The organism is Mucilaginibacter sp. (assembly GCF_028288185.1).
GTDB lineage: Bacteria > Bacteroidota > Bacteroidia > Sphingobacteriales > Sphingobacteriaceae > Mucilaginibacter.
In genome coordinates this window covers 117,225-131,396 of the sequence record NZ_JAQBOF010000002.1, presented here as the reverse complement: position 1 = coordinate 131,396, position 14,172 = coordinate 117,225, and the positions used below count along the sequence as shown (strand labels likewise).

Below are 14,172 nucleotides of genomic sequence, written 5' to 3'. Positions count from 1 at the left end.
AATTTGCTACATAAAATACCTCACCGGATTAGTGTTAACACTGGTTAACCGTAATGGCAGATCAGCAAACTTTTTTTGTATCATTTCATGCAGCAATTGTTGGGTAAACTGCTCGCTTTCAAAATGGCCTATGTCTGCTATAATGATCTTACTGTCGGCATCAAAAAACTCATGGTATTTATAATCAGCGGTAATAAAAATATCCGCGCCGGCGGCTATTGCATGCTTTAATAAAAACCCACCCGAGCCACCACAAACGGCAACCTTTTTTATTTGCTTGCCCGTAAAGGCGGTATGCCTTATTACAGAGGCATGCATCTTTTCTTTCAGGTGATATAAAAATTCTTCGGCATCCATAGCTTGTTCCAGTTCGCCGGCCATGCCCGATCCTACCTGTTGGTGCTGGTTGGTCAATGCATATAGATCATAAGCCACTTCTTCATAAGGATGTGCCAGCATCAGCGCCATTAGTATTTTACTTTCCAGGTTGGCGGGGTAAACGGTTTCTATACGCGTTTCTTCTTCGGTATGGCGTATGCCGGGTTGGCCAACGTATGGGTCGCTATCTTCGTTGCCTTTAAAGGTGCCCGTTCCTTCGACGTTGAAGCTGCATTCGCTATAATTACCTATGTTACCCGCCCCTGCATAGAATAGCGCATTACGCACCTGGTCTACATGGCTGGTGGGTACATAGGTAACCAGTTTTTTTAACAAGCCTTGTTTTGGCGATAAGATATGTGTGTTCTCCAATCCTAGGGTCTCGCAAATTTTGGCGTTAACCCCGTTCATTACACTATCTAAATTGGTATGGATGGCATATAGCGCTATGTCATTTCGGATAGCTTTTTCGACCACGCGCTCCACATAAGTTTTGCCGTTAAACCGTTTTAACCCTTTAAAAACTATGGGGTGATGCGATATAATGACCTGGCAATTGGTAGCGATCGCTTCATCAACAACAGCCTCAATACAATCCAACGATATTAAAACCTGGTGAATTTCCTGGTCGGGATTACCAACAATAAGGCCGGCATTATCATAATCTTCCTGGTAAGCCAGCGGGGCAATACTTTCAAGGTAAGTGGTGAGTTGGGATAATTTCATTGTTAGGATTACACAATTTTTTTTGATTGCACTGATGTTTGATAAATGTATCAAAAATACCGTAAACAAGTAAAGACGCAATGTCTTTTGCGTCCTTACATTTTCCAATATATGATAGATCAAGGAGCGATTTCCCGCACCTCTACGGAGTATTAATTACCCATTTTAGCAAGGTTAAAGCTTTCGAAGGCCATTTTTTGGTTGTATTCGTAAGCTAATTTTTTATGGTTGATCAGGTCGACAATTGAGCCGATAAAGCATAAGCCTACAGTAAACAAGTACAATATACCCATCCCGATCTGTCCGGTGATGAACCTTTGCAGGCCCGGCACCAAAAACAGACCTATTATACAAAATATCAGCATATCCTGCGGGCTTTTGCGTTTACCTGAATACACCATAAAGAAGTATTTTTTTTGCTCGTCAGTTAATCCTGCAGTAGCTTGTTGTAACAGAGCCAATTCTTCGGGTGTTATGCCTGAAAGGCTCATATACGGGTTTTGATACATATCCATGATCGTTGTTGTTTTAAAGTGATTTGTTTTATTTATACCCCAAAACTAATGTACCATTTAAAAGTGGACAATGCAAAATGGGCAAAGCTGATAAACAAATCGGTAAGGGTAGGGATTTGAGCGGTGAAAAAGTGGGGTGGGTGTGAGTTTGTCGGCGAATACTCACCCCGAGGCTCTTCGAACGCGACCCTCTCTTTGTCTTTTGCAGAAAGAGAGTTATTAAAAGTTAATTCGAAAAAAAATCAAACAACCCTCTTTATCGCTTGCGAAAGAGAGGGTGATCGAGCGAAGCGATGATCGGGTGAGTCCCAGCCATACTAATCAAACTTATATTCCTGCTTCGGCACAAACAAACATCGCCCCAGCACAAAAATCCTATACCCAATAATTAATAAAGCAGGCACGCCCAGCCAATGCGCATGCCACGATCTAACAATATCACCATGCAACAGCCATGATATGGCATGCCCGATACCACAACCGGGACACCAGGTAATACCCATCAATTTTAGCGGGCATAGGGTGTACTGCGACTCGATAGCCGAATTAGCAACCGCCAGCGCAATGATGGCGGCTACCCAGAAAATAAGTTCGAAGTTTGTTTTTAAAAATTTAATCAACCTTGTTTGATTTTGTTGCCAAAACCAAAGATACAGCTAATGAAGATAATAATCCAATCAACAAGGCACCGAACATACGGCCAGAGAACGCGGCAAAATTATTACCGGCTTGTATATAATTGATATAAACTATACCTGCAAAAACGGCTAGTATGCCACCAAATAATAATATTTTAAAGCTTTGTATCAACGCTTCTAAGAAGCCCATATTGCCCGCAAGCTCGTAGTCGCGATAGCCTTTTATACCAAAAAACAGGCCTATTATCGGTATAAAAATGGACAGATATTCGTAAGGCGCGGTTTTGTCATCAGAGATGTCATAACCTAGGGCGTGTGTAATAAACAGCCATGCCGCGCTTAGTACACCGATAACAAGGCCCCATATTAAAGCATTTTTCATTTTATTTAAGTATTAGGTTAAAAGTTGTGAGTTGTAATTTAAATACGTGCCGTAAATACAAAACGTTGTTTAAACTATCTTAAAAAGTGTTTTAAGTGGTATATTGTTTTGTATAATTAAAATTTATGCTGTCAAACAGCCTTTTTACAAGTTAATTAAAATTATGCGGGTTTACTTGTTCGCGCGCATTAAAAATCAGTGCAATCAATATTAATCAGCCGTCCTTTTTCCCTATATTTGCGGCAGTTTGAACATCCGTGATATATTAGAAAGATATAAAGCTGATGACCGGATTTTAGCGTTGGCGAAAGCTTTAAACGCGGGTAAAAATCCAAGGATACAGCTTCGTGGGCTGGTCGGATCGGGTGATGCGACCATGGCGGTAGCATTGTATTTTTTGCAGCATAAGCACATGGTGTTTGTATTGCCCGAGCGTGAAGAAGCCGGCTATTTCCAGGCCGACCTGGAGAACCTTACCGGTAAAGAGGTACTGCTTTTCCCATCATCATACCGCAAACCTTTTGAGTTTACCCAGCCCGATAGCAGCAATGTTTTAGCGCGCGCCGAGGTATTGAATGAGCTGAACCATTCGTCTGAATTTGGGCAGCTGATTGTTACCTATCCCGAGGCTTTGGCCGAAAAGGTAATTGACCGTGCATCATTAGAAAAAAACACGTTAGAGATTGCCGTCACCAACAAACTGAGCATTGATTTTATCAATGAGTTTTTGGTAGAGTATGATTTTGACAGGGTTGATTTTGTATACGAGCCAGGGCAGTTTTCTATCCGTGGTGGTATAGTTGATATTTTCTCTTTCTCGCACGAACTGCCTTACCGGGTGGAGTTTTGGGGCGATATGATCGAGTCTATCCGCACGTTCGAGATAGAGAGCCAATTATCGGTGGAGCAGGTTAAGAGCATTACGATAGTGCCTAATGTGCAATCGAAATTTTTAACGGAAAGTAATATTTCGCTGTTAGAATATATTGACGATGATACCCAGATCTGGATAAAGGATGTACAGTTTACGTTTGATATTATCCAAACCGGGTATAAAAAAGCTACCCAGTTATGGAACGCTTTATCGACAGACGAAAAGAATCAAAACCCCGATTGGATTGACCCTAAATTTGGTTTTACTGATGAAAAACTAATTGCCGACCAACTGCATGACTATCCCGTAATTGAGTTTGGCAAGCAATTCTTCTATCAACCTACAGAAACTATCAGCTTTGATATGCGCCCGCAGCCATCTTTTAATAAAGATTTTAGCCTGCTGATACATAACTTTAAAAATAACGAAGCCGAAAAGATAGAAAACTATATCCTCACCGATTCGGCGCGACAGGTGGAGCGGTTGTATGCCATTTTAGACGATCTGGATAAAACGGTAAAATTTACACCGATAAGCGTTTCAATCCGCGAAGGTTTTGTAGACCGCGAGCAACACCTGGCCTGCTATACTGATCACCAGATATTTGATCGTTACTATAAATACAAGCTTAAAAAAGGATACCAGCGTTCGCAAGCCATTACGCTTAAAGAGCTGCGCGAGCTTAAACCCGGTGACTATGTTACCCATATTGACCACGGTATAGGCAAATATGCGGGGTTGGAAAAAGTAGAAGTTACGGGCAAACAGCAGGAAATGATCCGCTTAATTTATGCCGATAATGACCTGTTGTATGTTAACATCAATTCTCTTAACCGCATATCCAAATACAGCGGTAAAGAGGGCAGCGTACCCCGCATGAATAAATTGGGTACTGATACGTGGGAAAAGCTCAAGAAAACAACAAAAAAAAAAGTTAAAGACATAGCCCGAGATTTGATCAAGCTTTATGCGGTGCGTAAATCGCAGGTAGGTAACTCATTCTCGCCGGACAGCTATTTACAAACCGAACTGGAGGCCTCATTTATCTATGAGGATACACCCGACCAGGAAAAAGCTACTACTGATTTCAAGAAGGATATGGAGTCGCCGCACCCTATGGATAGGTTGATCTGCGGCGATGTGGGCTTTGGTAAAACCGAGGTTGCCATCCGCGCGGCATTTAAGGCCGTTGCCGATAGCAAGCAGGTGGCTATCCTGGTACCGACAACCATTTTGGCGGCCCAACATTATAAAACGTTTAGCGAGCGTTTAAAAGGCTTCCCTTGTAACATTGATTACGTTAATCGCTTTAAATCAAGCAAGCAGATAAAGGACACTTTAGAGAATCTGAAGAATGGCAAGGTAGATATTATCATAGGTACACACCGTTTGGTGAGCAAGGATGTAAAATTTAAAGATCTTGGCCTGATGATCATTGACGAGGAGCAGAAGTTTGGCGTAGGCACCAAAGAGAAATTGAAACAAATGCGCGCCAATGTAGATACGTTAACGTTAACCGCGACCCCCATACCGCGTACCCTCCATTTTTCCTTAATGGGCGCGCGCGACTTGTCCATTATATCAACACCGCCACCCAACCGCCAGCCGGTAGTTACCGAGCTGCATGTGTTTAATGATAAGCTGATAAAAGAAGCGGTTGAGTTTGAATTGGAGCGTAACGGCCAGGTGTTTTTTATCCATAACCGGGTTAATGACTTGCCGCAACTGGGGGGCATGATCCATAAGCTGGTGCCCGGTGCACGTGTGGGCATCGCTCACGGCCAGTTAGAAGGCGACGCGCTGGAAGATGTAATGCTAAAATTTGTGAATAACGAATATGATGTATTGGTAGCCACTACCATTATTGAGGCGGGTTTGGATATCCCTAATGCCAATACTATTATCATTAATCATGCGCACATGTTTGGCTTGAGCGACTTGCACCAGATGCGTGGCCGTGTAGGCCGGAGCAATAAAAAGGCGTATTGTTATTTGCTGAGTCCGCCATTGTCAACCCTAACTAACGAGGCCCGCAAACGACTAAGCGCAATTGAAGAATTTAGCGATCTGGGCAGCGGCTTTAACGTTGCCATGCGTGATCTCGACATCCGCGGTAGCGGAAACCTTTTAGGAGCCGAGCAAAGCGGTTTTATTGCCGAGATCGGTTTCGAGATGTATCATAAGATCCTGGATGAAGCCATTCACGAATTAAAGGACGATGAGTTTAAAGGCCTGTTCCCTGATGATAAACCACGACCCTTTATTGCCTTTACCCAAATAGATACCGACCTGGAGATACTGATACCAAACGAATATGTAACCAGTTTATCAGAGCGGTATAATTTATATTCGGACCTATCTAAACTGGAAAACGAGGCAGAACTGCAAGCGTTTCAGCAACAATTGCATGACCGTTTTGGGCCTATACCTGCACAGGTAAACGATTTGCTCAATACCATGCGCCTGCAATGGACTGGCAGGGCTATTGGCTTCGAAAAGATCTCATTAAAGAAAGGCGTACTGCGCGGTTACTTTATCACCAACCAGCAATCGCCATATTTTGAAACTGCAGCTTTCCGCAATGTGCTAACCTTTGTGCAAGCCAACCCTCGCCGTACCAATTTAAAAGAAGTAAAAAACACCCTTCGTTTAAGTATTGAAGGCGTAATGGGTATTAATGAAGCGGTTGAGTTGTTGGGTGGGATGTTGGAAGTAGCGGAAGCGCAACCATAATCGTCCTGTCATTCTGATCGCTAGCGAAGAATCTTTTACGCGCGACAAGTACAGCGCTTATCAATAAATTATATAAGATCTTTCGCTGTCGCTCTGGATGACAAATAAGAAGAGCCGTTCCTACAAATCCCTCAACCACCTAAACACCACTCCCACATACAACAATATACATATCGCCGCCACTATCCCAATCTCCATAATAACTTTAACAATAGCGTCCGGTCCGCCGGTGGCCATAGTGCCAAATACGGCTACGCCAACCGCGCCTGCTGCTTGCCGGGTGGTATTTAATACTGCCGAGGCAATGCCCGACTGATTAGGGGTAACGGTTGCTAAAGTGCCCGTTGTCATGGCTGGCACCGCCAACCCCATGCCCATTGGCAACGCAAAGAAGGGGAAGAGTAATTGCCAGTAAGGTGTATCCTGTTTTGCTACCAATAGGCAGGCAAAACCAATGGCAAATATGGTTAGTCCAATTAAAATGGGTATACGTATGCCATGTTTTTGCATAATTACACTGCTGGTTAGGTTGGCTATTAAAAATCCGCCTGTTAGCGGCAAAAACGCCATGCCTGCCTCAAAAGCCGAGTAATGCAATACTTGTTGCAGGTAAAGGCTCAGCACAAATACCGTCCCGTAATAACAGCCGTTAAATGCCATCCCCAAACCAATAAATACATTAAAGTTGGTTGATTTAAACAGATCAAGCGGCAATATGGGCGATTCGGCGACTTTCTCCCTCCACAAAAAAAGTCCCAGCATTATTACACTAAAAATTATCCCCCCATAAATAAAGGGCGAGTGCGCCCCCAGGTTATGCCACTCGATAATAGCAGCAATAAACGCCGTAAGCGCCAGCATCCATATCAATTGGCCGGGGATATCAAAGCCGCGTTTTTTACCCGGCTTGCTATCTATCAAATAAATACTGCAAAGCAGCCCGGCTAAACAAATTGGTATGTTCACTAAAAATATGGCGCGCCAGGTGCTGATGTGTAACAGCAAACCACCCAACACAGGTCCGGCGGCAATGGATACTCCGCCGCCTGCCGTCCAAAAGGCAACGGCACTGGCGCGCAGCTTTGGCTCGTGCGAAAAGGTATTGTTTAAGATCGATAACGAACTGGGTATCATAATAGCAGACCCTACACCTTGCAATGCCCTAAAGCCTATTAACGCTACCGGGCTCCATGCAATCCCGCAACCTACCGATGCTATGCCAAACAGCAATAATCCTAATTGAAATAAACGCTTAGAACCTAACAGATCGCTCATACCGCCTGCGGATAACATCAGCACCGCGAAAGCTATGGTATAGGCATCCACGATCCATTGCAATGTGCTTACTCCCACGGCAAATGAGCGGCCCATTTGCGGCAACGCTATATTAACGATAGACACATCTAATTGCGATACTACAAAGGCCAAACTGGTGGTAAATACCACAAACCAAAAGCCGGTTTTAGATTTTTTCACAAGGTAATTTTATAGATTAATTAAATTCAAGACCAACTAACTCTTTTAAAGCCTGTTTCCCCGATGCCGTTATGACAATGGCCCGTGTCCCGGTTTTGCGGGCAACCCATTTTTTATCTAAAAACAATTGGCAAACCGCAGCTCCTAATGCCCCGGCCAGGTGCGGTGTTTTTTCTGTCCAATCCATGCAGCCGAAAGCAAATTTGCGGTTGCCGTTTTTGGGCAGGGGCAGATCGATACCTAGTCTGCCAAAAATAGTATCTCCATTGGGGCCAAGCTGAATGGTTTTGGCAAGCAAATTTTTGACTTTTGGGGTAGTATCGCTGGTAAAATTAATAGCGCCTTGCTGCATAAGCGCATTAAAAACGGCTACACCCAGTTTGCCCGCCAAATGGTCATAACAGGTACGGGCTTGTTGTATGGGTTTTATCTCTATTTCTTTTTTGGGCGATAGAGGCTGCAGGTTTAATAACAACTCTATCAGCTGCGCTACGTCAGGGTTAGACAGCTCATATATTTTTTGCCTGCCGGCTGATGTTGATTTAATTAACCCAGCATTTTTAAGCACCGCCAAATGATTAGACAAATTGCTTTGCGAAACCTCCAGGTGATTGATCATTTCTGTAACCGATGCCGAGCCACGGATCAAATACATCATTACCGATAATCGTACCGGGTCTGCAATAGCGGCGGTTATGGTGAAAATATTTAACTCTTCCATGCCATAAAGGTAGGGAATGAACAAACACGATATATCACTGGATAATGATATGTCAATTTTAAATCAAATAAAATAATTTAAAATGTTTTATCTTGTTAATCGTCTACATAAACAGCAACAATTAAAGGCTCATGAAAATTAAAGTTATAATTACAGGCACTACCGGCATGGTAGGCGAAGGTGTACTACTTGAATGTTTAGAAAATCCTGCGGTAGAACAGGTGCTGATAGTTAACCGCAAGCATTACGATATGCAGCACCCTAAGTTACAAGAGCTTTTAGTGCCCGATTTTTTTGACCTGACCAAAGTAACCACCCAGCTCACTGGGTACAACGCCTGCTTTTTTTGCGCGGGGATAAGCTCGGTCGGCGTTAAAGAGCCCGAATACACCCATATCACTTACGATCTTACCCTGCATTTTGCCGAAACATTATCTAAACTAAACCCGGATATGGTATTTACCTATGTATCGGGCAGCCATACAGACAGTACAGAGAAAGGCAGCATTATGTGGGCGCGTGTAAAGGGCCGTACCGAGAACGCGCTTGTCAAACTGCCGTTCGCAGGCGTTTATAACTTTCGCCCCGGTTTTATGAAACCAACCGAAGGGCAAAAAAGTATGAAGACCTTCTATAAGATCATTGCGCCATTATACCCGCTATTACACCTTTTTATGGCCAAACAATTACTCACCCTGCGCGATGTGGCAACGGCTATGATAAATGCGGTATTAAAAGGATATCCCAAATCAGTTTTGGAGATTGGGGATATAAAAGTGTTGGCGAAAGGTTAGCTGTTTATTTGATGCGTGACCATTTAAGTTTCATAATTAACCTCTTATTGAACAAACACTCCGCCTAACCACTCTTTATGTACGGCTTCTAAACGTTGTACAATATCGGGGTATTTATCCGCCAGGTTGTTTTTTTCTGATGGATCATCCTTTAAATTCACCAGGAAATAGTTTTGACTGTTTAACTCCTCTTTCTTTGCCTCAAATGGGCTATGCATCAATTTCCAATCGCCATCCAGAACAGACCATTGAGGGTTATCCTTACCCCCTGCACTTTGCCAGTTAAATAGCGGGTGTGGCGTTTGCGCCTGCGGCGAATTAATTACTGGTTGTAAGTTTTGCCCGTCAATTTTACGAGCCGGCATTTTAATATTGCAATAGGCCGCCAGCGTAGGGAACCAGTCAATATTGGCGGCAACCTGTGTGCGTACCTGGTTAACCGGGATATGATTTTGCCAGCTTATAATTGCCGGTACACGCACACCTCCTTCGAATAAACTAAACTTCGATCCCCTAAAAATACCGGCAGAGCCGCCGCCGCCAAACGTACGCTCTTCCATTGAAAACCCCTGGTCTGATTGAAAAACAATGATGGTGTTTTCGCGTAAGCCAAGGGCATCTAGTTTCTTTAACAGTTCGCCTATTTTTTCATCCATGGTTGATATGCTGGCGGCATATTTATCGCGTGGCGATGGCAGGTTTTTATAATAATCCAACCATTTCTTTTCGCCTTGCAGCGGATAATGCGGGTTGTTAATGGCCCAGTATAAAAAGAAGGGCTGGTCCTTGTTTTCAGTTAAAAACTTGCCTGCTTGTTCCACCATAAGGTCTGGGAAGTATCGGCCCGCTTCATATATTTCTGCGCCGTTTTTCCATAGGTCATGGCGGTTAGGTCCTTCCCAATAAAAAAAGTGCGAATAGTTATCAATACATCCACCCATAAACCCGTAAGAGAAATCAAACCCTTGCGCGTTTGGCTCGGTATCTTTGGTATAGCCTACGTGCCATTTACCTATATGCGCGGTTTTATAGCCTGCATCTTTAAATAATTCGCCCATGGTATATTGCGAGCCGGGCATACCGCTAACACCTTCTTTAGATGAGGCCATATTGGGCAGCCCCGCTCTTTGAGGATACCTGCCGGTTAATAAGGATGCCCTTGATGGCGAACATATAGGCGCAGCTGCATAAAACTGTGTGAACCGCACGCCGCTCCTGGCCAGCGCGTCCATATTAGGGGTATAAAGGTCTTTCGATCCATATATATTCATATCGGCATAACCCTGATCATCAGTATAGATGATGATAACATTTGGGCGTTTGGCCGCTTTTTGCTTTGGGGTATAGGCCAATAAGCTTATACCTACTGCAATTAGGAGTATAACAGGTAAAGGATTTCTTTTCATAACAGGTTTATGTTATATAGTGATGATACAAATCTATATAATTATGCGGTTATGAGGCGCCTTGAAAATTATTTATGCCACCAGTTGCCTTTTGCCGGTTTCTGCCTGAATATCCGGCTTAACTGCAAATAGAGCTCGGGGTGTTTTTGCTGAAACTGATCGGGTTTTTCAAAAAAGTATTCGGCAGCAACGGCTAAAAATTCGGCTTCGTTGGTAATGGCGTAAGGGTTAATGTCTGATTTGCCCTCTTTTATACGATGCATTTCCTGGTGCATTAAGCTAAGCCACGGGGCGGCGTATTCATGCTCCATTAATTGTTCGGGCACGCCATCGGTAGCGCCGTCTGATTTATCAACCAGGTGCACAAATTCATGTATAGCTGTATTTTCTTTACCCGATATAGGTGAAAAACCTTTTAGCAAGGCTGGCCGCGATAAGATCATCTGACCGTTCATATAACCGGTGCCTACCATCCCTTGTATGTTGCGATTGCCACCTTCAAATTGGTACTCGTGGTCGAAGGTATCCGGGTAAAGTATTACGTTGGTTAAATTGCTGTATTCCCAATCGCCCAAACCAAATACTGGTATAATGGCGCTTGAGGCTATCAATACCCGGTCCAGATCGGTAATATCAGTACCCACCCCTTCTATATTTACGTACTGCAAAAACGCGGCAATTTGCCCTTCAAACCGCTTGCGTTCCCTCTTTCCCAGCCTGTGGTAGTAATTAATATTAGCGTCAAGCAATAACCGTAAAGGTGCATCTAACTTTTGGAACCCGGCTGGCATGGCTTTGCCCCTTTTACGAAAAACAACCCAGGCGATAATTAAAATTACAGGGATTACGATAATAAAATACATAGTTAAAACTTAGAAGTGTTACGGTATAAGAACAATTACCGGTAATTGTTCTTATTAAAACTCCATTACCTCTTTTTTCTTTTTGTGTTTCATGCGTTTGGGTACAAACTCCAGTATTTCGTTTTTTAGCGCTTCAATCATACGGCGTTTTAGGTAATTGCGTTGTATAACAATGCTTACCTCGCGTGCCGGCTCGGGCGATTTAAAGTAACGTACCCGGTCCATTTGCTTATCGGTTAGGTCTGTAAGGGCTAATTCTGGCAGTATGGTAGCGCCGTTGTTTTGATCGACCATGCGTTTAAGTGTTTCAACACTGCCACTATTATACTCAAAATGCTGAAAGCCCTGAGTAGAACGTCTACGCTGGCAAATGTTTAACACCTGCTCGCGCATACAATGGCCTTCGTTTAGCACCCAAATTTCTTCCATGTCTATATCATCGGGGTCTATATGTTTCTTTTTGTATAGCTTACTGTGCTTGCTCACATAGGCCACAAAGTTTTCGTAAAATACCGGGATCTCTATCAGGCTGCTTTCGTGCAAAGGGGTACTTAATATGCCGCAATCCAACGTGCCTAGTTTTAATTGCTGTACTATCTGCTCGGTAGTTTGTTCTGATACGATGAGCTTTACTTGCGGATATTTTGCGATAAAACCGTGTAATATTTTAGGTAGTATATATGGCGCTACGGTAGGGATGATACCCACTTTCAATTCGCCTGATAACTCTTTTTGCCTGTCGGATATGATCTCTTTTATCTTCTCACCCTCTGCTAACAGTATGCGGGCCTGGTTGATGATATCGATACCGATCTCCGTTGGCGTTACTGGCTGTTTAGAGCGGTCGAATAGTTTTACGCCAAGCGTATCTTCCAGCTTTTGTATTTGCATGCTTAGGGTGGGCTGGGTAACAAAACATTTGTCGGCAGCGGCCACAAAACTGCGATAAGTATCAACAGCTACAACGTACTCTAATTGGGTTATGGTCATGATATAGATATAATCTATACAAATATATAAATTATTGATTTTTTCTATCAAAATATATTACTGAAGTTTGTTGTAACTAAAATCAATAGATTATGGAAACTCCAAAGAAAAAGCTGACTACCGCATCGGGCATCCCGTATGCCGAGAATGAAAACTCAATGACAGCCGGCCCCCGCGGACCGATATTATTGCAGGATTTTATTCTGCATGAAAAAATGGCTCACTTTAACCGCGAGCGTATTCCCGAGCGCGTTGTGCATGCTAAAGGTTCGGGCGCTTATGGTACGTTAACCATTACGCATGATATATCTAGATACACCCGCGCAAAAGTGTTTAATCAAGTGGGTAAGCAAACAAAGCTGTTCCTGCGTTTCTCCACCGTGGGCGGCGAAAAGGGTTCGGCTGATACCGAGCGTGACCCGCGGGGATTTGCTATTAAGTTTTATACCGAAGAGGGCAATTGGGATCTGGTGGGTAACAACACCCCGGTTTTCTTTGTGAAGGACCCTAAAAAATTTGGCGACTTTATCCACACTCAAAAACGCGACCCATACACCAACAGCAAAAGTGCTACTATGATGTGGGATTTTTGGTCACTTAACCCGGAGAGTTTGCACCAGGTAACTATATTGATGAGTGACAGGGGCACGCCGTATGGCTACCGCCACATGCATGGTTTTGGCAGCCATACATTCTCTTTGATCAATGCTAACAACGAGCGGTTTTGGGTAAAATTCCACTTTAAAACCCAGCAGGGTATAAAAAACTTTACGGATGAAGAGGCCGGTGCAATGCGCGGCCACAACCCTGATTTTGCGCAACATGATCTGTTGACGCATATTGACAATGGCGATTTCCCGAAATGGGCCATGAAAATACAGGTAATGCCAGAGGCCGATGCCACAACCTACCATATTAATCCATTCGATTTAACCAAAGTATGGCCGCATGGCGACTATCCGCTGATTGATGTAGGTGTGTTAGAGTTGAATGAAAATCCCGATAACTATTTTGCCCATGTGGAACAGGCTGCCTTTGCACCGGCCCACGTTGTGGATGGTATAGGTTACTCGCCCGATAAAATGTTGCAGGGACGGATCCTGTCTTATCCCGATGCGCACCGTTACCGTTTGGGTGGCAACTATGAGCAGATACCGGTAAACAAATGCCCGTTTATGGTAAATAATTATGAACGCGATGGCCAGATGCGTGTGGATGGCAACCAAGGCTCGGCACCAAACTATTTCCCTAATAGCTTTGATAATATTGAGGCAGACCAGGCTTATAAAGAACCGGCCTGGGATTTTGGATCATCTGTAGGTGACTGGTATGACCGCAATGCCGAGGGTGAAAATGATCATTACACCCAACCGGGCAACCTATATCGTCTGATGACACAAGGTCAAAAAAACGATTTGATCAAAAACGTTGTAAATTCCATGAGCGGTATTGATGGGCCAAAGAAAGAACAAATAGTTAATCGCCAATTATGCCATTGGTTTAGGGCTGATATAGGCTTAGGGATGGCTATAGCTAAAGGCCTGGAACTTGATCTGCAGGAAACGATGAAGCATATGCCGGCGTGATGGTGATTAGAATTTAGAGATTGTTATTAAAGCGCTTCACTACTGAGGCGCTTTTTTGGTTATGTACTGAGACTAATCTCTAAAACATAT

12 protein-coding genes are annotated in these 14,172 nt (G+C 43.6%); 3 read left to right on the top strand and 9 right to left on the bottom strand.

What is annotated here, in order from left to right:
• Positions 1-6: 6 nt before the first annotated feature.
• The 4 genes from JWQ34_RS00750 to JWQ34_RS00735 all read right to left on the bottom strand — a co-directional run bounded on the left by JWQ34_RS00750 (position 7) and on the right by JWQ34_RS00735 (position 2,639).
• A complete protein-coding gene (locus JWQ34_RS00750) occupies positions 7-1,104 on the bottom strand; it encodes a Nif3-like dinuclear metal center hexameric protein (protein ID WP_299352478.1) in 1,098 nt (365 codons plus the stop codon).
• A gap of 152 nt (positions 1,105-1,256) precedes the next feature.
• Entirely contained in the window at positions 1,257-1,619 is a 363-nt protein-coding gene (locus tag JWQ34_RS00745) for a TM2 domain-containing protein (protein ID WP_299352475.1), read from the bottom strand.
• 317 nt (positions 1,620-1,936) lie between these two features.
• Positions 1,937-2,239, bottom strand: a complete 303-nt coding sequence (locus JWQ34_RS00740; protein ID WP_299352472.1) for a DUF2752 domain-containing protein — start codon at positions 2,237-2,239, stop codon at positions 1,937-1,939.
• Positions 2,232-2,639 (bottom strand): DUF4199 domain-containing protein, encoded by a 408-nt coding sequence (locus JWQ34_RS00735; RefSeq protein ID WP_299352469.1) that lies wholly within the window; start codon positions 2,637-2,639, stop codon positions 2,232-2,234. The genes JWQ34_RS00740 and JWQ34_RS00735 overlap by 8 nt, the downstream gene beginning before the upstream one ends.
• A 247-nt stretch (positions 2,640-2,886) precedes the next feature.
• Between JWQ34_RS00735 and mfd the strand changes: the two genes are divergently transcribed.
• Positions 2,887-6,246: a transcription-repair coupling factor gene (gene mfd / locus JWQ34_RS00730; RefSeq protein ID WP_299352467.1), complete on the top strand. Its 3,360-nt coding sequence runs from the start codon at positions 2,887-2,889 to the stop codon at positions 6,244-6,246.
• Between the two features lie 120 nt (positions 6,247-6,366).
• Here mfd and JWQ34_RS00725 read toward each other — a convergent pair whose 3' ends face one another.
• Both JWQ34_RS00725 and JWQ34_RS00720 read right to left on the bottom strand, forming a co-directional pair.
• On the bottom strand, positions 6,367-7,722 hold the full coding sequence (locus JWQ34_RS00725) for an MFS transporter (protein ID WP_299352464.1): 1,356 nt from the start codon (positions 7,720-7,722) through the stop codon (positions 6,367-6,369).
• Between the two features lie 16 nt (positions 7,723-7,738).
• Positions 7,739-8,443, bottom strand: a complete 705-nt coding sequence (locus tag JWQ34_RS00720) for a metalloregulator ArsR/SmtB family transcription factor (RefSeq protein WP_299352461.1) — start codon at positions 8,441-8,443, stop codon at positions 7,739-7,741.
• Between the two features lie 131 nt (positions 8,444-8,574).
• On the opposite strand from JWQ34_RS00720, the gene JWQ34_RS00715 reads away from it, so the two are divergent.
• Positions 8,575-9,237, top strand: coding sequence for an NAD-dependent epimerase/dehydratase family protein (locus JWQ34_RS00715; RefSeq protein WP_299352458.1), 663 nt, complete (start codon positions 8,575-8,577; stop codon positions 9,235-9,237).
• A gap of 44 nt (positions 9,238-9,281) precedes the next feature.
• Here the strand turns inward: JWQ34_RS00715 and JWQ34_RS00710 are convergent, their stop codons facing one another.
• The 3 genes from JWQ34_RS00710 to JWQ34_RS00700 form a co-directional block, all read right to left on the bottom strand.
• Positions 9,282-10,643 (bottom strand): sulfatase-like hydrolase/transferase, encoded by a 1,362-nt coding sequence (locus tag JWQ34_RS00710; RefSeq protein WP_299352455.1) that lies wholly within the window; start codon positions 10,641-10,643, stop codon positions 9,282-9,284.
• 68 nt (positions 10,644-10,711) lie between these two features.
• Positions 10,712-11,506, bottom strand: a complete 795-nt coding sequence (locus tag JWQ34_RS00705) for a zinc-dependent peptidase (protein ID WP_299352452.1) — start codon at positions 11,504-11,506, stop codon at positions 10,712-10,714.
• Between the two features lie 54 nt (positions 11,507-11,560).
• Positions 11,561-12,496, bottom strand: coding sequence for a hydrogen peroxide-inducible genes activator (locus JWQ34_RS00700; protein ID WP_299352449.1), 936 nt, complete (start codon positions 12,494-12,496; stop codon positions 11,561-11,563).
• Positions 12,497-12,588: 92 nt separating this feature from the next.
• Here JWQ34_RS00700 and JWQ34_RS00695 point away from each other — a divergent pair, with 92 nt between their 5' ends.
• A complete protein-coding gene (locus tag JWQ34_RS00695; RefSeq protein WP_299352446.1) occupies positions 12,589-14,082 on the top strand; it encodes a catalase in 1,494 nt (497 codons plus the stop codon).
• Positions 14,083-14,172 lie beyond the last annotated feature (90 nt).

Excerpts from the sequence above, each read along its gene's own strand:
- JWQ34_RS00750 (WP_299352478.1), bottom strand. The coding sequence starts at position 1,104 with ATGAAATTATCCCAACTCACCACTTACCTTGAAAGTATTGCCCCGCTG.
- JWQ34_RS00745 (WP_299352475.1), bottom strand. The coding sequence starts at position 1,619 with ATGGATATGTATCAAAACCCGTATATGAGCCTTTCAGGCATAACACCC.
- JWQ34_RS00720 (WP_299352461.1), bottom strand. The coding sequence starts at position 8,443 with ATGGAAGAGTTAAATATTTTCACCATAACCGCCGCTATTGCAGACCCG.
- JWQ34_RS00735 (WP_299352469.1), bottom strand. The coding sequence starts at position 2,639 with ATGAAAAATGCTTTAATATGGGGCCTTGTTATCGGTGTACTAAGCGCG.
- JWQ34_RS00715 (WP_299352458.1), top strand. The coding sequence starts at position 8,575 with ATGAAAATTAAAGTTATAATTACAGGCACTACCGGCATGGTAGGCGAA.
- JWQ34_RS00700 (WP_299352449.1), bottom strand. The coding sequence starts at position 12,496 with ATGACCATAACCCAATTAGAGTACGTTGTAGCTGTTGATACTTATCGC.
- JWQ34_RS00705 (WP_299352452.1), bottom strand. The coding sequence starts at position 11,506 with ATGTATTTTATTATCGTAATCCCTGTAATTTTAATTATCGCCTGGGTT.
- JWQ34_RS00710 (WP_299352455.1), bottom strand. The coding sequence starts at position 10,643 with ATGAAAAGAAATCCTTTACCTGTTATACTCCTAATTGCAGTAGGTATA.
- JWQ34_RS00695 (WP_299352446.1), top strand. The coding sequence starts at position 12,589 with ATGGAAACTCCAAAGAAAAAGCTGACTACCGCATCGGGCATCCCGTAT.